Source organism: Bacillus sp. AC266 (assembly GCF_979253805.1).
Map to the genome: position 1 here is coordinate 343,676 of NZ_CEEDEC010000002.1, position 23,642 is coordinate 367,317.

Here is a 23,642-nt window from a genome sequence, read left to right on the forward strand (position 1 = left end):
ATAAAAGTAAACTATTTTATATTTTAAGGTGGTTTTTATATATGAAAGAAAATGAAGATATGCAAACGAAAGAAGTAATTCAGCAAGTAGGTCAGCTATTAAGACAAATTCGAAATGAACAAAAATTAAGTTTAGAAGAATTAGCCCAAAAAACAGGGGTTAGTAAATTAACATTAGGGAAAATTGAGAGAGGCGAAACGAATCCAACGTTAGCTGTCATTTGGAAAATAACGAAAGGGTTATCGATTCCTTTATCGAGATTAATGGTTGTTGGAGAACCTGTAGCTGTTGCGCGCTGCGGAGAAGGATTTGCAGTAGATGTAGGACAAGCATGGCATTTAGAAACGATGTTCCGTTACACGAAAGAAACAGGGATGGAAATGCACCGTGCTTGTTTAAGAGCGAATAGTATATATGAACCGGAAGCTCATCATGAAGGAGCAATTGAGCTGGTAACAGTAATGAAAGGGAAAGTTTCTATTCAAGTTGAGAATGACGTATATGTGCTAAATGAGTTTGACTCCATTCAGTTTGAAGCTAATAAGAAACATAGTTATAAAAATGAAGAGGATGAAGTAGCGGTATTACATTTAACGATGAAATATTCTTCATGAAAAAATCCCCTATAGATTTTTCTATAGGGGATTTTTTATACGCTATGCTCAAATATATGAAAGAATGTTATTAGTAAGAGCGTGGCATAAGTAATAAACAAATAAAATAAACTAAAAACCCCGTCCCAAAACATAAAATAGCAATGACCCAAAGTATGCGAATGAGAGTAGAGCTAATATCAAAATATTCTCCTAAACCACCGCATATACCAAATAACATTTTATCAGTTTCGGATTTATATAACCTCTTCGACATATTATGATCCTCTCCTTTTTATATCACCGCTGTTATGTATGAGTGATACAGTGTACTTTTATTCTATATGGAAATTTATGAGAAGACCATTAGGTTATATTACATTTTTTTGTGAAAGGACAATACAGTGGATTAATTGTCTTAATTTTCAGTTGGTATTAAAATGAAAATGAGGGTGTGACGTATTTTCTAATATAAGGTGGGGAAATGGTAATGACATTATATTGGTTGACTAATGTAAAGCTTGAAACAGGTTATACATATGAAGAAGCGAAAATTTCACAAACGGAAACTGAGGTATGCAGTCTTCTTATTGAAGATGGGCGAATTAAAAGAATTATATCGGGAATCGCCCAAGAGGAAGGAACGTTAACTTTTGATGCTAATCGTTTATTAGTTTTACCAGCTTTTGAAGAGATGCATATTCATATTGATAAAACATATTATAGTGGGCCTTGGAAAGCTTGTATGCCAGCAGAAAATATTTTTACACGTTTTAATGAAGAAAAAACGATTTTACCAAAGCAATTAGCAACTGCTCAAGACAGGGCGGAAAATATGCTAGAGTTATTGCTTCGAAATGGCGCAACAAATATTAGAACGCATTGTAATGTGGATCCGGTTATTGGACTTCGTAATTTAGAGGCAACGTTAGCGGCTTTAGGAACATATAAAGATCGGTTGTCTGGTAGAATAGTTGCATTTCCGCAACATGGATTATTGCGAAGTAATTCTATGCAACTTGTGAAAGATGCGATGCGTATGGGCGCACAATTAGTTGGCGGAGTGGACCCAGCTACAGTAGATAATGATATTGAAAAATCATTACATACGATTATGGACATTGCGGTAGAATTTAATGCGGATGTTGATATTCATTTGCACGATGCGAATAATCTTGGAACGTTTACAATGAAGAGATTAGCAAGTCTAACGGAAGAAGCAGGATGGCAAGGTCGTGTAACAATTAGTCATGCGCTTGGACTTGGTGGTGTTACTGATAAAGAAGCTGAAGAAGTGGCAGAAAGACTAGCAGCATTAAAGATTGATATCACTTCAACCGTTCCAATCGGTAAACAAGTAATCCCAATTCCATTATTAGATCGAAAAGGAGTTAAAGTTTCATTAGGAAATGATAGTATTACAGATCATTGGTCTCCGTTTGGCACAGGTGATATGCTTCAAAAGGCAAATCGATTGGCAGAACGATTTGGTTGGAGTGATGAAAGGTCTTTAGGGAAAGCTCTTCGTTTTATTACTGGAGGGAAAGAAACGTTAAATAATGAAGGGAAACGAGTGTGGCCGAATGTAGGGGATGAGGCAAGTTTTGTTTTAACGAATGCAACATGCGCCGCGGAAGCAGTGGCTCGTCAAACAGAGAAGCGTGTAGTTATGTATAAAGGGAATGTTGTTATAGGGGATTTAAATCAAGTGAAATCTGATAATCTTGTATAGAGGAATCGTTTAGATGTTTTGAGAAGGGTTCTAATTGTGAAAATAGAACCCTTCTTTTTTATTTAGTAGAAACAAGGAAGTACTATACTTCCTTATAAGGAAGCAAGAAGGGATGAAAAGTTTGGACAATCAACATAATCAAAATCATATTATGGGAACTTTGCAATGGTTTATTTTTTTATTAGCAAACTCAATCGCGCTACCAATTGTCGTTGGCGGATTATTTCATCTTACGACGGAAGAAGTATTTTATTTAATGCAGCGTACGTTTTTCGTGGTTGGTATATCTTCTTTTTTACAAGGATGGCTTGGACATAAGCTTCCGATTGCGGATGGACCAGCTGGATCTTGGGTTGGTGTATTTACCGTGCTTGCTTATGCAACTGTAGGGCAGGATCAATTACATAGTACATTGCAAATTTTGGAATTAGGAATGATGGTTGCGGGAGTTGTTTTAATAGGGCTAGGAGTAACGGGAGTTATCGGGCGTATTTTATTTTTATTTACGCCGCTCGTGACAGGGACGTTCTTACTTTTATTATGTTTACAATTAAGTGGTGTATTTTTAAAAGGAATGCTAGGAATTACAGCTGCTGTTTCTCAAATTGATGGATTTACAGCATTAATTGCTTTTTGCATATTTTTATTCGTAGTCATACTCTCCAACTTCGGAAAAGGGTTTGTTAAAAGTTATGCGGTTTTAATAGGGTTAATTAGTGGCTGGATTATTTTTCTCATTGCAGGAAAAGTGACGATCCCATCTCAAGTAACTCATTTTGTGCAACTTCCACATATATTCGCGTGGGGAATTCCAAAATGGAATACAGGTATGGCTGTATCAAGTTTCGTTATGGTATGTATTTTAGTTTCGAATACAGTGGCAGCTATTATAGCAATCAATCAAGCTACGATTCATAAAGCGACTATTGAACAAAAACAGTTGAGAAATGGTACGTGGGTCGGAGGGATTTCGCATATGATTTCCTCTTTGTTTTCAACTGTAGGTGTCGTTCCATTACCAGCAACGGCAGGTTTCATACGTTTAACAAATCAAAAGTACATGCGTTCATTCTTATTTGCATGTGTACTATTAGTCGGTATGTCGCTGTTTCCAAGTATTATCCGCTACTTAGCCTCTCTGCCATCCGCGGTCGCATCTGCGGTTTTAATGGCTTCGTTCGTGCAGCTTATTGGAATTGGATTTCATAATATAAAACAAGTGGAGCTCAGCGAAAGGAATGTAACGATTTTAGGAGTTGCTATATTATTTGGAAGTGGTGCTATGTTTTTACCGTCTGGAGCACTCCAATCCTTGCCGTCTGTGATGCAATATATATTCGGAAATGGTTTGTTCGTAGGTACAGTTGTCAGCATATTACTAGAACAAATATGGCGTACTGAAAAGTAAGTGGATAAAAAGAGTGTACGCACTGTATAAAAGTCTAAAATAACATAAGAAATAAAGCCCATTTTCATTCACCACCTGCACATTTCGTTCATACAATATCTTGACTAAATAAACACCCAACTTACACATATACAGCTCTGGCTTAAGCAAGGAGGGTTATACCAGTTGAAGGAAAAAGCGTATCAATCTAAACCGTTACTCACAAAGAGAGAAAGAGAAGTATTTGAATTACTGGTTCAAGATAAAACGACGAAGGAAATTGCAGGTGAACTGTTTATAAGTGAAAAAACAGTACGTAATCACATCTCAAACGCAATGCAAAAGCTAGGGGTTAAAGGACGTTCACAAGCAGTTGTTGAGCTTCTTCGTATGGGAGAGCTAGAACTATAAGAAAGCAGCCGACTTTTATACAAAAGGTCGGCTATTTTTCTGTTTGTTTCATGCTACATATGAATGATAAGGATGCTTCATACATAAATAGGTAAGGCTATAAAGAACGCGATAAATAAAATATAGAAATAAAACTCCCGCTATTAATAAAAGTAGCGGGAGTTTTATTTTGAATGAGCATTTTATATAGAAGAAACCGACTTTCATATAGAAGGTCGGTTATTTTTCTGTCTTGCAAATTATGAAAAAAAGGAGCAAAATAAAAAAGGTCCTGATCTATATAGGTACAAATGAAAATTTTTATACAGGGGCACTTTAAGTTAGCGAACTTAAAGTGTGTAAAATATACTGATAAACATAAAAGATGATGAATGAGAAAACGGGTGATTAAGTTGAATAGAGCGATCGGTGTTATTGATTCAGGAGTGGGCGGTTTAACAGTAGCGAAGGAATTAATTCGTCAGTTGCCGAAAGAGCGTATTATATATTTAGGGGATACAGCACGTTGCCCTTATGGTCCGCGTTCTCGTGAAGAAGTGCGTCAATTTACGTGGGAAATGACGGAGCATTTATTAGATTTAAATATCAAAATGTTAGTTATTGCGTGTAATACAGCAACTGCGGTTGTATTAGAAGAAATGCAGAAACAATTACCAATTCCAGTAGTTGGAGTTATTCATCCAGGATCACGTACAGCTTTAAAAGTGACAAATACGTATCATGTTGGGATTATTGGAACGATTGGAACAGTAAAAAGTGGCGCCTATGAAGAGGCGTTAAAGTCTATTAATAACCGTGTTATGGTAGAAAGTTTAGCTTGCCCACCTTTCGTTGAGCTTGTAGAGAGTGGGAATTTCGAAAGTGAAATGGCGTATGAAGTTGTAAGAGAAACATTGCAACCGTTGAAAAGTACTGACATTGATACGCTTATTCTAGGATGTACGCATTATCCGATTTTAGGTCCTGTTATTAAAAAGGTAATGGGGGATCAAGTACAATTAATTAGTTCGGGTGATGAAACGGCGCGTGAGGTAAGCACGATTTTATACCATAGTAAGATGTTAAATGAGGGAGAAGAACAAAGTGACCACCTCTTCTTAACGACTGGTAAAATAGGTCTGTTCAAAGAAATTGCATCAAAGTGGTTCGGTCAGCCGATTGAAAATGTGAAGCATATCAATTTAGAAACAGAATAATAGTAGATTCATATAAGAGAACTCCTGAGAAATCAGGGGTTTTTTCTGTATAAGTAGCCATAGCTTGTTCTAAAATATGAAACAGCTCGTATACATAATAGTACAAACTTAGATTTTAGGGGGGAATGGCATGCCTAAATCCACTTTTAAATGGGTTGTTGGTGCTACTGTGAGTGCGATTTTATTATCAGGGTGTGGCTTGTTAAATCAAGAGAAAGCGACAGAACAAATTGATCCGCCAAAAAAAGTTACGTATACAGAAGGTGAAAAGAAAGAAACTGCTAAAAAAGATAAACAAGGGCAAACAGTAAATAGAGAGTTATACCTCGTTGATAAAAATGGATATGTCGTACCGCAAACTATTGCAATGCCTACTCCGAAAGCGAATGAAGTTGTACAGCAAACGTTAGAGTATCTTGTGAAAGATGGACCAGTCACAAATTTATTGCCAAATGGATTTCGAGCAGTCCTTCCAGCGAATACGACGATGACCTTGAATTTGAAAAAAGGCGGGACAGCAGTAATTGATTTCTCTAAAGAAATGAAAAATTATTCAAAAGAAGAAGAACGTCAAATTGTTGAATCAGTAGCGTGGACTTTGACTCAATTTACAGAAATAAAACAAGTGCAGTTCCAAATAAATGGTGAAAAGTTAGCGAAGATGCCTGTTGCGGGTACACCGCTTGGTGAAGGTGTAAGTCGTGCGAATGGAATTAACTTTGATGATGAACAAGTAGCAGATGTGACGCATACAAAACCGGTTACACTTTACTTTATGGCGCAAAATAATAATAAGCAGCAATATTACGTACCGGTAACAAGGCGCGTTGCAGAAGGAAAAGAAAATGATTACTCGGCAATTGTGGATGAGCTTGTAAAAGGTCCGATTCAAGGATCGCTACTAAATGATTTTAATCCAGGAGCTAAGCTTATTACGAATCCAAAAGTGGAGAACGGAAATATTACATTAAACTTTAATGAAAATATATTTGTGAACCCAGACAAAAACATGATTTCAAATTATGTGTTGAAATCGTTAGTCTTATCTTTAACGGAAAAACAAGGTGTGAAAAATGTTTCTATTGAAGTGAATGGGAAAGCAAATCTTATGGATGAGAAAGGTGAAAAGTTAATAAAACCTGTTGATCGTCCACAAAACGTGAATACAGGTAGTTTTTAATCGTGAATAATTTGATATACTTATGTAAGAAAGGGGAATTGCTTTTTGAGTTCCCCTTCTTTTATTGTTATACATATCGTACATTTAAATTTGGCTATACTAATGAGAGTATTTATGAGGGGGTTATTTTTATGCGAGTAGATGGTAGAGGAAAAGCAGAGCTACGCCATATACATATTCATACAAATTATTTAAAACATCCAGAGGGATCAGTACTAATTGAAGTTGGGGATACAAAGGTAATTTGTTCAGCGACAATTGAAGAGCGTGTACCGCCGTTTATGCGCGGAGAAGGAAAAGGCTGGGTAACAGCAGAATACTCAATGATTCCACGTGCGACAGAGCAACGTACAATCAGAGAGTCAAGTAAAGGGAAAGTAACAGGGCGCACAATGGAAATCCAGCGTTTAATTGGACGAGCATTACGTGCGGTTGTTGATTTAGAAGCGCTTGGCGAAAGAACAGTTTGGATTGACTGTGATGTAATTCAAGCGGATGGCGGAACGAGAACAGCTTCTATTACAGGTGCTTATGTAGCGATGGTATTAGCTTTTGAAAAATTATTGCAAGCAGAAAAAGTATCTAAAATTCCGGTGAAAGATTATTTAGCGGCAACGTCAGTAGGTGTTGTTGAAGAACAAGGTGTTGTTTTAGATTTAAATTATGCTGAAGATTCTAAAGCAGACGTTGATATGAACGTTATTATGACTGGAAAAGGTCAGTTTGTTGAAGTGCAAGGAACTGGAGAAGAAGCGACGTTTAGCAGAGCTGAATTAAATGAATTACTTGATGCTGCTGAACAAGGGATTTTCCAACTTGTTGAAAAGCAAAAAGAAGCGTTAGGTGACATCGTATCTCATATAGAGTAGAGGTGGAAAATATGAAGCAAGTTGTTGTAGCGACGAAAAATCTTGGGAAAGTACGTGAGTTTGCTGAGTTATTTGAGAGATTTGACTTAGAAGTGAAATCTTTACACGATTTTCCTCATATTGAAGAAGTCGAAGAAACTGGTGAAACATTTGAAGAAAATGCAATTTTAAAGGCGGACAGTCTTAGTAGACAGTTGAATTCCATCGTAATTGCGGATGACTCTGGTCTTATTGTAGATGCCTTAAACGGGAAACCAGGTGTGTATTCAGCTCGTTTTGCTGGAGAGCCGAAAGATGATCAGGCGAATATAGATAAGGTGTTACAAGGGTTAACTGACGTCGATTTAGAAAAACGTACAGCTCGTTTTTACTGTGCGCTAGCAGTTGCTTTCCCTGAAGTGGATAAAGAGCCGGTTATTGTAAACGGAACGTGCGAAGGGAAAATTCTAGAACAGCGCCGCGGGGAAAATGGTTTCGGATACGATCCGATTTTTTATGTAGAAGAATATAAAAAAGCGATGGCTGAGCTAAATTCGGATGAGAAAAATGCGATTAGTCACCGCGGACGCGCTCTTCGTAAATTAGAAAAAAAAATCCCAGAATGGTTTTTAGAAGAATAAGGGAGAGAGATTGATGAAAGCTTTAATCGTAAGCGATAGTCATAGCTCTGTGAAGGAATTACAGCAGTTAAAAGAGAATTACGAAGGGAAAGTAGATGTCATGATTCATTGTGGTGATTCAGAGCTAACGCCTGCTCACGAAGAGCTACAAGGTTTCCAAGTTGTAAAAGGGAATTGTGATTATGCTAACTTTCAAGATGAAATTGTAACTGATGTAGATGGAATTCGTTTCTTAGTTGTACACGGTCATCGTCATAATGTGAAAATGACGTTACAAACGTTAGCGTATCATGCAGGAGAAGTAGGAGCGCAAGTAGCATGCTTTGGACATTCTCATATATTAGGGGCAGAATTAATTGATGGGATTTTATTTATTAATCCAGGAAGTATTTTGCTCCCACGCTCTCGTGTGGAAAAAACATTCGCTTTATTAGAAATGGATGAAAATCATATAGAAGTTCGTTTTGAAACATTAGATGGACAGCTGGTGGAACAAGCAATTTTTAAAAGAGGATAAGAAAAATTATCCTCTTTTAAAAAAGTGTTGACTTTATAAGTAGTTATGAATATAATAAATATTGTCGATAGGGCAACGGCGCTAACGAAGAAAAATAAAATAACATATGCGGGTGTAGTTTAGTGGTAAAACAAGAGCCTTCCAAGCTCTGGTCGAGAGTTCGATTCTCTTCACCCGCTCCATGTCCCAGTAGCTCAGCCGGATAGAGCATACGCCTTCTAAGCGTACGGTCGGGAGTTCGAATCTCTCCTGGGACGCTAAAAAAACCTTGTTATCTTTTGATAACAAGGTTTTTTGTTTGTTTTAAATTAGTTATTAATAAATTTTTCAAAGACAAAACCGTAATCTTTCACGTTATATTGCTTTTTCGTATCAACGAGCCAGTTAAAGGCGATCTCGTTCATCTCTTTAAACTGTTCTGCTAAATTTACTTGTGCATTTGAAATACGGCTGAAAGCGTTAGATGCCATATCTAAACTTTTATGTGCATACTGCAATGTAATGTCGTTGTCGTATGAAATTTCTTCGATTTTAAGAAGAGCCTTATATAAATCTTTTAATTCTTCAATATGTTTTTTATGGACATCAATTGAGTAATGCTCATCTCCCATTTGAAATTTAATTTCTACATCTAAATCAATCGTTCCTGCAGTTTCAAGTGCTACGTTTTTAATTTGATATTTACTATAGCTAAAGCGGCGTAATGTACGTTTTTTGCTTGTGGCACTTGTACCATCTAGGTGAATTAATCCTTTGTTTGTAAAGCAATATTCATCTGATTTTGATTTAATAAGAAAGTAAATTTTCTCCCCATCTTCATGCATTACGTAATCATCAGCATCAACCTTATCATAATCTTTTGGTGTAATGACAGAACCTACATCGCTTAATCCTAAAACATCAGCAGCCATTTTTTTGAACATATATAATCCCCCTTGTAAATTAAATTCTTAATTGTACAAAAATATATTAACATGATTTTAAACTTATTTTTGAAATCTTACAACTCTGTAAGGTAAGTGTAAGGAAGTTCGATGGTAACAAATTACTAATCTTATATAATGAAGATAACAACGATAAATGAGGAGGAAGAGATGATGAAAGGATTAATCGTAACAGGTTTAACAGTAGCTTTTGGGTTTGTGGCGTATGAAAAGTTAACATATGTAATTGATGTTGTAAAACATTTAGTAGCGTAGAAAAAACTGCCATGAGAGGGAAAGGGAATGAGTGAATGAATGGAATGGTTATTTGGAATTATAGGTACTTGTAGTGTAGTTTTATTGTTCTTTGTCCCAAGTGGTATACTTAGTTCGACAACGAGTTTGTTCTTTTTAAGTTTGTTTGCTTGTACGATGCTTATTATTATGTTTTTAATGAAGCGAAGTAAACCAATCTTCTATTTTAGCATGATTGTTATGGCAATTATTGTTCTCCAAATTATTACCCTTGTTATATACCCCACAATTATAAAAGCTTTCCATTAATGATGAACCCTCTGCCGTCTGTTGCTGAGGGTTTTTGTTTGTGAAAAATGAATTTCATTTAGAAGTTTGTTGCTTTTTTGTTATGAAAATAGAATATTCCTATATTTCAAATAAATAATTTTGGAATGTTGTGTTCTCATTACGCATTTGATATATTTACTTTGAAGATCATTAAAATCTAGAAAAAGAGGCGGACGTATGGATAAAAAAGAAAATACGGTCGTATTGTTTCCGCAACTATCAGAACGCTATATTGATAAAGGTTTTTTAGCGTTGAAAGAGCGGGAATTCGAAGATGCATTGCGCTGCTTTGAAATATTACGTCAGTATAATGCAGAAACGGAACAAACAGAATTAGCTTCCGTTATTTGTTTGCTAGAATTAAAACGTATGGAAGAAGCGAAAGAAAAATGTGAGCAGTTGCTTGAAACAGGAGCTGTATTATTTGGTGATATTCTTGAAACGTATGTAACTATTTTAGTTCAAACAAATGATTATGAAGGTGTCATTGAAACTGTTGAGGAAGTTTTGCAAACGAAAGATATAATTCCTGAGCAAAAGGAAAAATTGGCGCAGCTTGCTTTGTTTGCGCAAGGGATGCTGAATGAAGAAGATACACCGCTAGTGGATTCGAATTTTGAATTAGAAGAATTTACCGATGGGCTTTTTGGAGAAAACTTTGGTCAAAAGCTAAGAGTGATCCAGAAACTTTCGTTAAAAGACCTGGATCTCGCACTTCCTACTTTAAAGAAATTTTTAATAGACGAAGATCAGCACCCTTATTTAAAAACTTCTATTTTGTATAAAATGGTAGAAAATCAAATAGAAGAAGAAATAGAAGTAGAGAAGTTTGGAAATACGATAAAGGTGATTCCAGCATTTACAGGTCATAATGAGGAGCAATCCGATAAAATTATACATAAATTCTCAAACCGATTAGAGCAAAGTTATCCAGATATATTTAGTACGATGGTTACATACTGGAAAGAATTACAAATTAGTATTTTTCCGTTCCCTCTATTAATGGATAAAGTAGAAATTTGGGCTGCTGTCTTAGAGAGAATTGGAAGAAAGCGTTTCGGATTGGCTATTGATGAAGAAGAACTTATGACAGCATACAATATTGAGTTTGAGGAATTTCATATTGCCTATCAATGGTTACTGCGCATTGAAAGAGAAGGGTATTTGCCCGTATAATTATGAAAAAGAATCGTTCAGTTATTGAAACGAGCACATTCTATGTTATAATGTAAGGGTTGCAAAAGGCAGAAATCTGCCTGTTTGTAAGAGAAGAGGAGTATAATTCTCTTACTTAATATGTTTCATATTAGTCTCGAACAAAATATACCGTAGTTGTCTTTTAGACAATTAGTAGATTGGAACATTGTATCTGAAAGCTTTTTGCTAGAGGGTTATTTGTACATTTGTTATTTCAAGAAAGAGATAATAAAAATTTTGATCTATAGAGGTATGTGCATACATTATTATAGTTGGAGGGAAAGAATAAATGTCTACAAAATGGGAAAAATTAGAAGGTAACGTTGGCGTTTTAACAATCGAAGTTGATGCTAAAGAAGTAAATAACTCTATCGACGCTGCATTCAAAAAAGTAGTAAAAACAATTAATGTACCAGGTTTCCGTAAAGGAAAAATGCCTCGTCCATTATTCGAACAACGCTTTGGTATTGAATCTTTATACCAAGATGCTTTAGATATCATCTTACCAAAAGCATACGGTGAAGCGATCGATGAAGCTGGTATCTTCCCAGTTGCTCATCCTGAGATTGACATCGAGAAATTCGAAAAAGGCCAAAACTTAATTTTCACTGCAAAAGTTACTGTAAAACCTGAAGTTAAATTAGGTGATTACAAAGGTTTAGCAGTAGAAAAAGTTGAAACAACTGTAACTGACGAGGATGTAGAGAACGAAGTAAAAGCTTTACAAGAGCGTCAAGCTGAACTAGTTGTTAAAGAAGACGGAACTGCTGCAGATGGTGATACAGCTGTAATCGACTTCGAAGGTTTCGTTGATGGCGAAGCATTTGAAGGCGGAAAAGGCGAAAACTATTCTCTTGCAATCGGTTCTGGTACTTTCATCCCAGGTTTCGAAGAGCAAGTAATTGGTCTTAAATCTGGTGATTCTAAAGAAGTTGAAGTATCATTCCCAGAAGAGTACCATGCTGCTGAATTAGCTGGTAAACCAGCAACATTCAAAGTAACAATTCACGAAATCAAAACAAAAGAACTTCCTGAGTTAAACGACGAGTTCGCTAAAGATGCTGACGAAGAAGTTGCAACTCTTGATGAATTAAAAACAAAACTTCGTACAAACTTAGAAGAAGGCAAAAAGCACGAAGCTGAGCACAAAGTACGTGACGAAGTAGTAGAATTAGCTGCTGCTAACGCTGAAATCGACATTCCAGAAGCTATGATCGACACTGAGTTAGATCGTATGGTTCGTGAATTCGAGCAACGTTTAAGCCAACAAGGTATGAACCTTGAGCTTTACTACCAATTCACAGGTACTGACGCTGACAAATTAAAAGAGCAAATGAAAGAGGATGCACAAAAACGTGTAAGAATCAATCTTGTTCTTGAAGCTATCATTGAAGCTGAAAACATCGAAGTTACTGAAGAAGAAGTAACTGCAGAAGTTGAAAAAATGGCTGAAATGTACGGTATGCCAGTAGACGCTATCAAGCAAGCTCTTGGAAGCGTAGACGCTTTATCTGAAGATCTTAAAGTGCGTAAAGCTGTAGACTTCTTAGTAGACAACGCTGCATAATAAAATAACAAGGCGCGATTTTAATCGTGCCTTGTTTTATAAATATAGAAATATATTTATAAAACTTTTCGATGAAGAAGGAAAAGTGCCTTTGTAAGTCGAATATACATATTTCAAAAGTTTTAAAATTTTTTTATTTGTACATAACTAGTCATATTATTTGTATTTCTCGCTACGTAGTGACATAATATGTATTTACATACGATACATTTATCGTGTACATACGAAGGCAAGAGGTTAGCACTTTGTAAGGGGTGTGAAAATATGTTTAAATTTAATGATGAAAAAGGTCAATTAAAATGTTCTTTCTGTGGTAAAACACAAACGCAAGTTCGAAAGTTAGTTGCAGGTCCAGGTGTTTACATTTGTGACGAGTGTATCGAGCTTTGTACTGAAATTGTACAAGAGGAGCTTGCGAAGGACGAAGAAGTAGAATTCAAAGATGTACCGAAACCGGTAGAAATTCGTGAAATCTTAGATGAGTATGTCATCGGACAAGATAACGCGAAAAAAGCACTAGCAGTAGCGGTATATAACCATTACAAACGCATTAATTCTAACAGCAAAATTGATGATGTAGAATTAGCGAAGAGTAATATTTCACTTATTGGGCCAACTGGTAGTGGTAAAACATTATTGGCACAAACATTAGCGCGTATTTTAAATGTTCCATTTGCAATCGCGGACGCAACATCTTTAACAGAAGCTGGATACGTTGGGGAAGATGTAGAAAACATCTTACTAAAACTAATTCAAGCGGCTGATTACGATGTAGAAAAAGCGGAAAAAGGAATTATTTATATTGATGAGATTGATAAAGTGGCACGTAAGTCCGAAAATCCATCAATTACACGTGATGTATCTGGTGAAGGTGTACAGCAGGCACTTCTGAAAATTTTAGAAGGTACTGTAGCGAGCGTTCCACCTCAAGGTGGTCGTAAGCACCCGCATCAAGAGTTTATTCAAATTGATACAACGAACATCCTATTCATTTGTGGTGGAGCGTTTGATGGCATCGAGCCTATTATTAAACGTCGCCTTGGTGAGAAAGTAATTGGATTTGGTGCTGAGAAGAAAAATGCTGATGTAAATGAGAAGCATGTTTTATCTCACGTTTTACCAGAGGATCTTTTAAGATTCGGTTTAATTCCGGAGTTTATCGGTCGTCTTCCAGTTATTGCGAACCTAGAGCCGCTTGATGAAGATGCTCTTGTAGATATTTTAACTAAACCGAAAAATGCACTTGTTAAGCAATTCCAAAAATTATTGGAGCTTGACGATGTTGAGTTAGAGTTTGAAGAAGGTGCACTAGTTGAGATTGCGAAAAAAGCAATTGAACGTAAAACAGGTGCTCGTGGACTTCGTTCTATTATTGAAGGCTTGATGCTTGATGTAATGTTCGAACTTCCATCTCGCAAAGATATCGAGAAGTGTATTCTTACGAAAGAAACAGTAGCTGATAATGAACCGCCGAAATTGGTGTTACAAGACGGTACTGTACTTGATACAAAAACATCTGCATAATGCGAAGAAGAAACAGCAATTTTTATAATTGCTGTTTTTCTTTATGTTTAGCACTATTCCTCCCAGGAAATACTAAAAGGTAAAACATAGCGGGAGGAAATGAATTATGAGCTGGACAAATATATTTTTACTTGTTCAACTTGTTTTTGGCGTAATTGTCGGATTGTATTTTTGGCATTTACTTCGAAATCAGCGAACACAAAAAGTTTCAATTGATCGAGAATCGAAAAAAGAATTAGAGCAGCTTCGTAAAATGCGTGAGGTTTCTTTAACAGAGCCGCTTGCGGAAAAGGTACGTCCTACATCCTTTATAGACATTGTAGGGCAAGAAGACGGGATTAAGTCGTTAAAAGCGGCTCTTTGTGGTCCTAATCCGCAACATGTGATCATATACGGTCCGCCAGGTGTCGGAAAGACAGCGGCAGCACGCCTTGTATTAGAAGAAGCGAAACGAAATCCGAAATCTCCATTTCGTACAAATGCAACATTTATCGAACTTGATGCGACGACAGCTAGGTTTGATGAGCGTGGTATTGCGGATCCATTAATTGGTTCAGTGCATGATCCTATTTATCAAGGAGCAGGTGCAATGGGACAAGCGGGTATCCCGCAACCGAAAAAAGGGGCTGTAACAGATGCGCATGGTGGTATTTTGTTCATTGATGAGATTGGTGAATTACATCCAATTCAAATGAATAAAATGCTAAAAGTGTTAGAAGATCGGAAAGTGTTTTTGGAAAGTGCGTATTATAGTGAAGAAAATTCGATGATTCCAACGTATATACATGATATTTTTCAAAAAGGTTTACCTGCAGATTTTCGTTTAGTTGGTGCAACGACACGTTCACCAGAGGAAATTCCTCCTGCAATTAGGTCGCGTTGTTTAGAAGTGTTCTTCCGTGAGTTAGATACAGAAGAAATTCAAAAAGTAGCGAAAAATGCAGCTGACAAAGTGGAGATGCAAGTAGGTGAGAACGGTATCGAAATGATTGGGATGTATGCAAGAAATGGGCGAGAAGCAATTAATCTCGTGCAAATTTCTGCTGGTATGGCGATAAATGAAGAACGACCTTTCATTAAAGATGAAGATATTGAGTGGGTTGTTCATTCTAGTCAGCTTACACCAAAGTACGAAAAACGTATTTATCCAATTCCGAGAATCGGTCTTGTGAACGGGCTTGCTGTATATGGGCCGAATACAGGTGCGTTATTAGAAATTGAGGTAACAGCTATTCCTGCGAAAGATAAAGGATCAGTAAATGTCACTGGAATTGTAGAAGAGGAAAGTATTGGAAATCAAACGAAATCAATTCGCCGTAAAAGTATGGCGAAAGGTTCTGTTGATAATGTGTTAACAGTACTTCGTTCTCTAGATGTGTTGCCAGAAGGGTATGATATACATATTAATTTTCCTGGTGGTATCCCGATTGATGGTCCTTCAGCAGGTATTGCTATGGCAACAGGTGTATATTCAGCAGTGCATCGTACGTATGTGAATAATGAAGTAGCGATGACAGGTGAGATAAGTATCCACGGAGAAGTGAAGCCTATTGGTGGTGTGTACGCAAAAATAAAAGCTGCGAAAAAAGCGGGAGCTAAGAAAGTCATCATTCCGGCTGAAAACATGCAACCATTTTTGTATACAATAAAGGGAATTGAGATCATTCCTGTTCGCAAATTAAAAGAAGTATTTGAATTAACATTTATGCAGGAAAATATGCATCGTGAGCTTGATGCACATAATGATTTGGGCGAAACAGATGCACAATCAATGTGAGAATATACAATAATAAAAATTTGCCAGACTTCGTTTAAGTTTGTATGCTTAAGCGGAGTCTTTTTTCTTTTCGTGAGGCACAAAAAAACAGGGGATTAACAATTGCGAAGAATCTCTGCAATTGCATCTAGATGTATTGTAATATAAAATAGTTGAACAGGAGTTTAATTTATTATGGAGGTGCTATGTCTAGTATGAATACGAATGAAAGAATTGTGCCCCTCCTACCATTAAGAGGCATTCTCGTATATCCAACGATGGTTCTGCATCTTGATGTAGGACGTGATAAATCGATACAAGCACTAGAGCAGGCGGCAATGGATGAAAATATCATCTTTTTAGCAATGCAAAAAGAAATGAATATCGACGATCCGAAAGAAGATGACATATATAGTGTAGGTACAGTGGCGAAAGTGAAGCAAATGTTAAAATTGCCGAACGGTACGCTTCGTGTCCTTGTAGAAGGTTTACATAGAGCAGAAGTAGTAGAGTTTATCGAAGAAGAAAATATAGTGCAAGTTTCTATTAAAACGGTAACGGAAGAAGTAGAAGATGATTTAGAAGAGAAGGCTCTTATGCGTACGTTACTGGAGCATTTCGAACAATATATTAAAGTTTCGAAAAAAGTTTCAAATGAAACATTTGCAACGGTAGCTGATGTAGAAGAACCGGGAAGACTAGCTGATTTAATTGCTTCTCACTTACCGATTAAAACGAAGCAGAAACAAGAGATTTTAGAGATTGTATCTGTGAAAGAGCGACTACATACACTTATTTCAATTATTCAAGATGAACAAGAGTTACTTAGCCTAGAAAAGAAAATTGGACAAAAAGTGAAACGTTCAATGGAGCGCACGCAAAAAGAATATTTCTTACGTGAGCAAATGAAGGCGATTCAAACTGAACTTGGTGATAAAGAAGGCAAGGGCGGGGAAGTTGAAGAACTTCGTGAGAAAATTGAACAGTCGGGAATGCCTGAAGAAACAATGAGGGCTGCACTGAAAGAATTAGATCGTTATGAAAAATTACCTGTAAGTTCTGCTGAGAGTGGTGTCATTCATAATTATATTGATTGGTTATTAGCTCTCCCTTGGACAACAGCAACAGAGGATATGATTGACCTCACTCATTCGGAAGAAATTTTAAATAAAGATCATTACGGTCTTGAAAAAGTGAAAGAGCGAGTACTTGAATATTTAGCTGTACAGAAGTTAACGAATTCATTAAAAGGGCCAATTCTTTGTCTAGTAGGACCTCCTGGGGTTGGGAAAACTTCGTTAGCACGTTCTATTGCAACATCGTTAAACCGTAATTTTGTACGTGTTTCTCTTGGTGGTGTGCGTGATGAATCTGAAATTCGTGGTCACCGTCGTACGTATGTAGGAGCGATGCCAGGACGTATTATTCAAGGTATGAAAAAGGCGAAAACAGTTAATCCAGTCTTCTTATTAGATGAGATTGATAAAATGTCTAACGATTTCAGGGGAGACCCATCAGCAGCGTTACTTGAAGTGTTAGATCCAGAACAAAACCATAACTTCAGTGATCATTACATTGAAGAGCCATATGATTTATCGAAAGTTATGTTCGTTGCAACTGCTAATACACTTGCAAGTGTTCCGGGCCCATTGCTTGACCGTATGGAAATCATTTCAATTGCTGGTTATACAGAACTTGAAAAGGTGCACATTGCTCGTGAGCATTTATTGCCGAAACAATTAAAAGAGCACGGTTTGCGAAAAGGTAATTTGCAAGTACGTGATGAAGCGCTTCTTGAAATTATTCGTTATTATACACGCGAGGCTGGTGTTCGTACGTTAGAGCGTCAAATTGCAAAAGTTTGCCGTAAAGCAGCAAAAATTATCGTTACAGCAGAACGCAAGCGCATTGTTGTAACAGAGAAAAATATTGTTGATTTACTTGGTAAGCATATATTCCGTTATGGTCAAGCTGAAAAAACAGACCAAGTTGGTATGGCAACAGGTTTAGCTTACACAGCAGCGGGCGGCGATACACTTGCAATTGAAGTGTCTGTAGCGCCAGGAAAAGGGAAATTAATTTTAACAGGGAAACTTGGGGATGTTATGAAAGAATCCGCACAAGCCGCGTTTAGCTATATTCGTTCTCGTGCAGAAGAACTTCATATTGATCCGGATTTCCATGAGAAAAACGATATTCATATTCATGTTCCAGAAGGAGCAGTTCCAAAAGATGGACCGTCAGCAGGTATTACGATGGCAACGGCACTTATTTCTGCACTAACGGGTATTCCTGTAAGTAAAGAAGTTGGTATGACAGGTGAAATTACACTTCGTGGTCGTGTATTACCGATTGGTGGTTTGAAAGAAAAAACATTAAGTGCTCACCGCGCGGGATTAACAAAAATTATTTTACCGGCGGAAAATGAGAAAGATTTAGATGATATTCCAGAGAGCGTAAAAGAAAACCTTACGTTTGTGCTTGCATCTCATTTAGACGAAGTATTGGAGCACGCATTAGTAGGAGTGAAACAATGAAAGTAACAAAAGCAGATATTGTAATTAGTGCCGTTAAACCGGAACAATATCCAGACAGTGATTTACCAGAAATTGCCTTAGCAGGTCGTTCTAATGTCGGGAAGTCTTCCTTTATTAATAAAATTTTAAATCGTAAAAAGTTAGTACGTATTTCTTCTAAACCAGGAAAAACGCAAACGCTGAACTTTTTCTTAATCAATGAAATGATGCATTTTGTTGACGTTCCAGGTTATGGATATGCGAAAGTATCTAAAACAGAGCGCGCGGCATGGGGCAGAATGATTGAAACTTACTTTACAACACGTACGCAATTAGACGCAGCTGTATTAGTAGTTGATTTACGTCACCAACCAACAAAAGATGACATTATGATGTATGATTTCTTAAAGCATTATGAAATCCCAACAATTATTATTGCAACGAAAGCCGATAAAATTCCGAAAGGGAAATGGCAAAAGCATTTAAAAGTTGTAAAAGAAACGCTTGCTGTTGAAATTGGCGATGAAATCGTTCTATTCTCTTCTGAAACAGGACTTGGAAAAGAAGAAGCATGGAAAGCAATTCATAAAATGACAAAAACAAAAAACGCGTGACGAATGTCGCGCGTTTTTTTTTATTTACTAAACTTTTAGCGTACGTTTAATGTAACTTCAATATTTCCTCTTGTTGCTTTAGAGTAAGGACATACACCGTGAGCGGCTTCTACAAGTTCTTGTGCTTCGGCATGAGAAACACCAGCAACATGTACGTCAAGTACAGCAGATAGTCCGAAACCACCATCTGTATCTTTACCGATAGAAACGTGTGCAGTCACTTCTGTACTTTCCACCTTCATACGTTTTGTACGAATTACAAGTTGTAATGCACTATCAAAGCAAGCTGCATAACCAGCTGCAAATAATTGTTCTGGATTTGTTGCTTCTCCGCCTGCGCCACCTAGTGCTTTTGGCATTTTTACATCAAGATTTAATATGCCATCATCTGAAACTACCTTACCGTTTCTTCCACCTGTTGCTGTTACTGAAGCAGTATATAATTTATCCATGTTTATTCCCCTTTTCTGTCATTAATTTTTTTCATTGTTTCAATTAATGTGTTTAATTGGATTAATAAAGAATGATATTCTTGCTCTGTAATTCCTAAATTTGTAGCCATCGTTGTTGGTAATGAACAAGCTATTTCTTTTAAATCTTTACCTTGTTCTGTTAATTCAATACAAACTTTTCGCTCGTCTTCTTTTGAACGAACACGTTGTACAAGTTTTAATGATTCCATACGTTTTAACATAGGTGTTAAAGTACCAGAATCTAAAAATAGACGTTCTCCAATTTCTTTTACTGTTAGTCCGTCTTGTTCCCAGAGTACGAGTAAAGTAATGTACTGGGGATACGTAATGCCCATTTCTTCTAAATAGGGGCGGTAAAAACGGGTAACCTCTCTAGAACAAGCGTAAATAGAAAAACAAAGTTGGTTATCTAGATGCAAAGGATTTTCTTTCATAGGCAACTCCTTGTAATTTTTAAATTGTGCACAATTTAATTTTGTAAAACCAATATAACGAAAAAGAAATACAATGTCAAATGCATTGCATCGAGAAAGTGAGTACTATATTTTGGAACAATCATACATATTTTCCTTCATGATGAAAGAAGATAGAAAAGATGATGTTATAATTAATATGGAATAGTTTCCATCACTTGATTATGAGGACTTTTTTTGGTAACGTACAAATAGAGTTATTATTTTATAATTATTATAAAGTAGAAAGTTCTTTATTAATCTTACTGAAGCTCCTTTATTACATATGGAGAATAAATAAAAAATAATCAGTTGTTCACACGATTGTCAGATTCATAAGAGGAAAGTTGTATTATGATAGTAGATAAAGTGATAAAACGGGTGAAGGGGGACATGCTGCGTGCATATTCTTGTTGTTAGTGTAAATTATCGAACAGCCCCTGTAGAATTTCGTGAGAAACTCACATTTCAGGCAGCAGAGCTAGAGCAAGCAATGACTATATTACAAAACCAAAAGAGCGTGCTAGAAAATGTCATTGTATCAACTTGTAATCGCACTGAGATTTACGCTGTTGTCGATCAATTACACACGGGACGGTATTACATTAAGAAGTTTTTAGCTGATTGGTTTCAGCTTGAAATAGAAGAAGTCGCACCATACTTGTCTATTTTTGAACAAGATGGCGCAATAGATCATTTATTCCGCGTAACGTGCGGTTTGGATTCTATGGTTGTTGGAGAGACGCAAATTTTAGGTCAAATAAAAGATAGCTTTTTAGAAGCACAACAAGTAAAAGCGACAGGTACAATTTTTAATGAGTTGTTTAAGCAAGTGGTTACGTTAGCAAAACGTGCGCACTCAGAAACAACGATTGGTGAAAGTGCGATGTCTGTTAGTTATGCTGCTGTTGAGCTCGGAAAGAAAATATTTGGCGATTTAACGGATTGTCATGTACTTATTCTTGGTGCGGGTAAGATGGGTGAACTTGCACTGCAAAACTTATACGGAAGTGGAGCTCGTAAAGTAACGGTTATGAATAGGACGCTTACGAAAGCGGAAGTGATGGCTGAGAAATATATGGGACATGCAAAGCCTTTAAGTGAATTGCAATGTGCATTATTAGAAGCGGATATTTTAATTAGTTCAACGGGTGCATCAGAATATGTCATTACGAAAGAAATGATGACAAAAGTAGAGAGAATGCGCTCTGGTCGTCCGTTATTTATGGTTGATATTGCAGTACCACGTGATATTGATCCGGCGATTGATGAATTAGAAGGCTCTTTCTTATATGATATCGACGATCTGCAAGGTGTAGTTGAAGCAAACCGTGCTGAACGTTTAAAAGAAGCAGAGAAAATTCAATTTATGATTGAAGAAGAAATGGTTTTATTTAAAACGTGGTTAAGTACGCTAGGTGTTGTACCGTTAATATCAGCTCTTCGTGATAAAGCGCTAGCAATTCAAAGTGATACGATGGAAAGTCTTGAGCGAAAAATACCAAACCTTAGTGATCGTGAGAAAAAAGTAATTAGTAAACATACGAAAAGTATTATTAACCAATTGTTAAAAGACCCAATTTTAGTAGCTAAAGAATTAGCTGTTGAAGAGGGAGCTGGCGAAAAATTAGCTTTATTTGCGAAGATTTTTGATTTAGAAGTGGAAGAAGCGGGAAATACGGAAGAAGTAGAACATAAAAGAGCGTGGACACCATCCGTTCCATCTTTATAACTTGGAAGGATGATCGGATGAGTTTTTTTAATAACAGTATTATTTATCATATTGCAATTATTTTATATGCTTGTAGCATTAGTTTATATTTTATAGATTATTTCCAAAGTAACCGAAAGGCGAACCGCTTTGCTTTTTGGTTACTTTCGATTGTATGGGTTCTGCAGTCTATCTTTATGTTGCTTAGGGCTACAGATTCAGAAACGAATCCTATTTTAACTTTATTATCAGGGATTTATTTTTATGTTTGGTTATTGATTACGATGTCATTAGTCATTAATCGATTTATGCGTATTGACTTTTTAGTCTTTTTTACAAATGTTGTAGCATTTGGCGTAAGCGCTTTTTCTATTTTTACACCGCTCGGAAAGATGTCGCCAGTACTTGCAGAGCAATTAGTTTCAGAACTTGTATACGTGCATGTCGGTATGGCGATTATTTCTTATGCAACGTTTACTGTATCGTTTATTTTTTCTATTATGTATTTATTGCAATACCGACTATTAAAAAAGAAAAAGTGGAATGCGAGATTAAGAAGATTAGGAAATTTGCCGAAGCTTGAATCTATGTCTTACGGATTAAATTTATTTTCTGTTCCGTTTTTCTTATTAGCAATTATATTAGGATGCATATGGGGATATACAAAATTGGATAATTTCCATTGGTATGATACGAAAGTAATTGGGTCTTTTGTCGTTCTATTTGTATATTGCGTGGGCTTATATTTACGAGCAGCAGATGTGTTGCAAGGTAAGAAAATTGTGCAGTGGAATATCGGGGCATTTCTCGTAATGCTAGTTAACATTTTTCTATTAAGCAGTTTATCTAATTTCCACTTTTGGTATTTATAATGAGGAGAGAGAATTATGCGCAAAATTATTGTAGGTTCACGAAAGAGTAAACTAGCATTAACACAAACTAATTGGTTTATTGATCAATTAAAAGCGCTTGGTTTACCATATGAATTTGAAGTGAAAGAAATCGTCACAAAAGGTGATGTTATTTTAGATGTTACTCTTTCAAAAGTAGGCGGAAAAGGTTTATTTGTAAAGGAAATTGAACATGCGTTACTTACGAAAGAAATTGATATGGCTGTACATAGTATGAAAGATATGCCAGCTGTACTTCCAGATGGATTAACGATTGGTTGTACGCCAAAGCGCGTTGACCCTCGTGATGCTTTTATTTCTAAAAACGGAGAATCGTTTAAAGACTTAGCAGAAGGCGCGATCTTAGGAACGAGTAGTTTGAGACGTAGTGCACAACTACTAGCTGCGAGACCAGATTTACAAGTGAAATGGATTCGCGGGAATATCGATACACGCTTACGTAAGTTAAAAGATGAAGATTACGATGCAATTATTTTAGCGACAGCTGGATTACAGAGAATGGGCTGGGACGGAGAAGTTATTACAGAACATTTAGATGAAACGTTATGTGTACCAGCCGTAGGACAAGGTGCATTAGCGATTGAATGTCGTGAGGATGATACGGATTTACTTCAGTTGTTAGCGCATATTAATGATGCAGTAACAGAAAGAACAGTGGCTGCTGAACGAGTATTTCTTCATAAACTTGAAGGTGGATGCCAAGTTCCAATCGCTGGATATGCAACTCTTAAAGAAAATGATGCAATCGAATTAACAGCGCTTGTCGGTTCTATGGACGGTTCTGTTTTATTGAAAGAGATAGTAGTAGGTAATGATCCGAAGCAAGTTGGATTAGAGGCTGCGGACCGTTTAATTAAACAAGGAGCAAAAGAGCTCATCCTTGCTGCAAATAAGGAGCAACAATAAAT

The 23,642-nt window shown here is 36.5% G+C and carries 23 protein-coding genes and 2 tRNA genes; 21 read left to right on the forward strand and 4 right to left on the reverse strand.

All coding sequences use genetic code 11. The features are described from left to right. Window positions 1-41: 41 nt before the first annotated feature. Window positions 42-614, forward strand: a complete 573-nt coding sequence (locus AC0IXC_RS09275; RefSeq protein ID WP_002034214.1) for a helix-turn-helix domain-containing protein — start codon at window positions 42-44, stop codon at window positions 612-614. A gap of 70 nt (window positions 615-684) precedes the next feature. Here AC0IXC_RS09275 and AC0IXC_RS09280 read toward each other — a convergent pair whose 3' ends face one another. Further along, window positions 685-870, reverse strand: a complete 186-nt coding sequence (locus tag AC0IXC_RS09280) for a PspC domain-containing protein (RefSeq protein ID WP_002129290.1) — start codon at window positions 868-870, stop codon at window positions 685-687. Window positions 871-1,083: 213 nt separating this feature from the next. Between AC0IXC_RS09280 and AC0IXC_RS09285 the strand changes: the two genes are divergently transcribed. The 10 genes from AC0IXC_RS09285 (at window position 1,084) to AC0IXC_RS09330 (ending at window position 8,762) form a co-directional block, all read left to right on the forward strand. Next, window positions 1,084-2,325, forward strand: coding sequence for an amidohydrolase family protein (locus AC0IXC_RS09285; RefSeq protein WP_471652845.1), 1,242 nt, complete (start codon window positions 1,084-1,086; stop codon window positions 2,323-2,325). A gap of 112 nt (window positions 2,326-2,437) precedes the next feature. Then, complete coding sequence (locus AC0IXC_RS09290; protein WP_471652846.1) at window positions 2,438-3,733, forward strand: purine/pyrimidine permease; 1,296 nt, start codon at window positions 2,438-2,440, stop codon at window positions 3,731-3,733. Between the two features lie 165 nt (window positions 3,734-3,898). Then, window positions 3,899-4,123 (forward strand): spore germination transcription factor GerE, encoded by a 225-nt coding sequence (gene gerE / locus AC0IXC_RS09295; RefSeq protein ID WP_000659484.1) that lies wholly within the window; start codon window positions 3,899-3,901, stop codon window positions 4,121-4,123. Window positions 4,124-4,506: 383 nt separating this feature from the next. Then, the gene (racE, locus tag AC0IXC_RS09300; RefSeq protein WP_002015338.1) at window positions 4,507-5,319 is read left to right on the forward strand and encodes a glutamate racemase; all 813 of its coding nucleotides are present in this window, start codon (window positions 4,507-4,509) and stop codon (window positions 5,317-5,319) included. Window positions 5,320-5,449: 130 nt separating this feature from the next. Further along, window positions 5,450-6,499, forward strand: a complete 1,050-nt coding sequence (locus AC0IXC_RS09305; protein ID WP_002015339.1) for a GerMN domain-containing protein — start codon at window positions 5,450-5,452, stop codon at window positions 6,497-6,499. Between the two features lie 131 nt (window positions 6,500-6,630). Further along, window positions 6,631-7,368 (forward strand): ribonuclease PH, encoded by a 738-nt coding sequence (gene rph / locus AC0IXC_RS09310; protein WP_002015340.1) that lies wholly within the window; start codon window positions 6,631-6,633, stop codon window positions 7,366-7,368. Window positions 7,369-7,379: 11 nt separating this feature from the next. Then, on the forward strand, window positions 7,380-7,988 hold the full coding sequence (locus AC0IXC_RS09315; RefSeq protein ID WP_002165027.1) for an XTP/dITP diphosphatase: 609 nt from the start codon (window positions 7,380-7,382) through the stop codon (window positions 7,986-7,988). Between the two features lie 13 nt (window positions 7,989-8,001). Next, window positions 8,002-8,505, forward strand: coding sequence for a metallophosphoesterase (locus AC0IXC_RS09320; RefSeq protein WP_002034207.1), 504 nt, complete (start codon window positions 8,002-8,004; stop codon window positions 8,503-8,505). A gap of 108 nt (window positions 8,506-8,613) precedes the next feature. Beyond that, window positions 8,614-8,687 (forward strand) — tRNA-Gly (locus AC0IXC_RS09325). 1 nt (window position 8,688) lies between these two features. Then, window positions 8,689-8,762: transfer RNA gene (locus AC0IXC_RS09330), tRNA-Arg, on the forward strand. Between the two features lie 51 nt (window positions 8,763-8,813). Here AC0IXC_RS09330 and AC0IXC_RS09335 read toward each other — a convergent pair. After that, window positions 8,814-9,428 (reverse strand): PH domain-containing protein, encoded by a 615-nt coding sequence (locus tag AC0IXC_RS09335; protein ID WP_000473869.1) that lies wholly within the window; start codon window positions 9,426-9,428, stop codon window positions 8,814-8,816. 315 nt (window positions 9,429-9,743) lie between these two features. On the opposite strand from AC0IXC_RS09335, the gene AC0IXC_RS09340 reads away from it, so the two are divergent. The 7 genes from AC0IXC_RS09340 to yihA all read left to right on the forward strand — a co-directional run bounded on the left by AC0IXC_RS09340 (window position 9,744) and on the right by yihA (window position 19,187). Next, a complete protein-coding gene (locus AC0IXC_RS09340; RefSeq protein WP_001983650.1) occupies window positions 9,744-9,992 on the forward strand; it encodes a hypothetical protein in 249 nt (82 codons plus the stop codon). Between the two features lie 198 nt (window positions 9,993-10,190). Continuing rightward, complete coding sequence (locus AC0IXC_RS09345; protein WP_044442379.1) at window positions 10,191-11,189, forward strand: hypothetical protein; 999 nt, start codon at window positions 10,191-10,193, stop codon at window positions 11,187-11,189. A 310-nt stretch (window positions 11,190-11,499) separates the two neighbouring features. Further along, window positions 11,500-12,777: a trigger factor gene (gene tig / locus AC0IXC_RS09350; protein ID WP_002015345.1), complete on the forward strand. Its 1,278-nt coding sequence runs from the start codon at window positions 11,500-11,502 to the stop codon at window positions 12,775-12,777. A gap of 264 nt (window positions 12,778-13,041) precedes the next feature. Beyond that, window positions 13,042-14,301, forward strand: a complete 1,260-nt coding sequence (gene clpX / locus AC0IXC_RS09355) for an ATP-dependent protease ATP-binding subunit ClpX (protein ID WP_000472285.1) — start codon at window positions 13,042-13,044, stop codon at window positions 14,299-14,301. Between the two features lie 106 nt (window positions 14,302-14,407). Next, complete coding sequence (lonB, locus tag AC0IXC_RS09360; RefSeq protein ID WP_341087347.1) at window positions 14,408-16,078, forward strand: ATP-dependent protease LonB; 1,671 nt, start codon at window positions 14,408-14,410, stop codon at window positions 16,076-16,078. A gap of 185 nt (window positions 16,079-16,263) precedes the next feature. Beyond that, entirely contained in the window at window positions 16,264-18,594 is a 2,331-nt protein-coding gene (gene lon, locus AC0IXC_RS09365) for an endopeptidase La (protein WP_193652390.1), read from the forward strand. Then, window positions 18,591-19,187, forward strand: a complete 597-nt coding sequence (yihA, locus tag AC0IXC_RS09370; RefSeq protein WP_002088829.1) for a ribosome biogenesis GTP-binding protein YihA/YsxC — start codon at window positions 18,591-18,593, stop codon at window positions 19,185-19,187. Before lon ends, yihA begins: the two co-directional genes overlap by 4 nt. A gap of 35 nt (window positions 19,188-19,222) precedes the next feature. On the opposite strand, the gene AC0IXC_RS09375 is transcribed toward yihA, so the two are convergent. Beyond that, on the reverse strand, window positions 19,223-19,639 hold the full coding sequence (locus AC0IXC_RS09375; protein ID WP_002015349.1) for an organic hydroperoxide resistance protein: 417 nt from the start codon (window positions 19,637-19,639) through the stop codon (window positions 19,223-19,225). A 2-nt stretch (window positions 19,640-19,641) separates the two neighbouring features. Further along, window positions 19,642-20,094, reverse strand: coding sequence for a MarR family winged helix-turn-helix transcriptional regulator (locus tag AC0IXC_RS09380; protein ID WP_002015350.1), 453 nt, complete (start codon window positions 20,092-20,094; stop codon window positions 19,642-19,644). 418 nt (window positions 20,095-20,512) lie between these two features. Here AC0IXC_RS09380 and hemA point away from each other — a divergent pair, with 418 nt between their 5' ends. The 3 genes from hemA to hemC are packed head-to-tail and all read left to right on the forward strand — an operon-like array spanning window position 20,513 to window position 23,640. Further along, window positions 20,513-21,844, forward strand: coding sequence for a glutamyl-tRNA reductase (hemA, locus tag AC0IXC_RS09385; protein ID WP_002015353.1), 1,332 nt, complete (start codon window positions 20,513-20,515; stop codon window positions 21,842-21,844). A gap of 17 nt (window positions 21,845-21,861) precedes the next feature. Next, the gene (locus AC0IXC_RS09390) at window positions 21,862-22,695 is read left to right on the forward strand and encodes a cytochrome c biogenesis protein (RefSeq protein ID WP_427278782.1); all 834 of its coding nucleotides are present in this window, start codon (window positions 21,862-21,864) and stop codon (window positions 22,693-22,695) included. A gap of 15 nt (window positions 22,696-22,710) precedes the next feature. Then, window positions 22,711-23,640 carry a hydroxymethylbilane synthase gene (gene hemC / locus AC0IXC_RS09395; protein ID WP_002034194.1) on the forward strand — a complete coding sequence of 310 codons (930 nt, stop codon included), beginning with the start codon at window positions 22,711-22,713 and terminating at the stop codon, window positions 23,638-23,640. Window positions 23,641-23,642 lie beyond the last annotated feature (2 nt).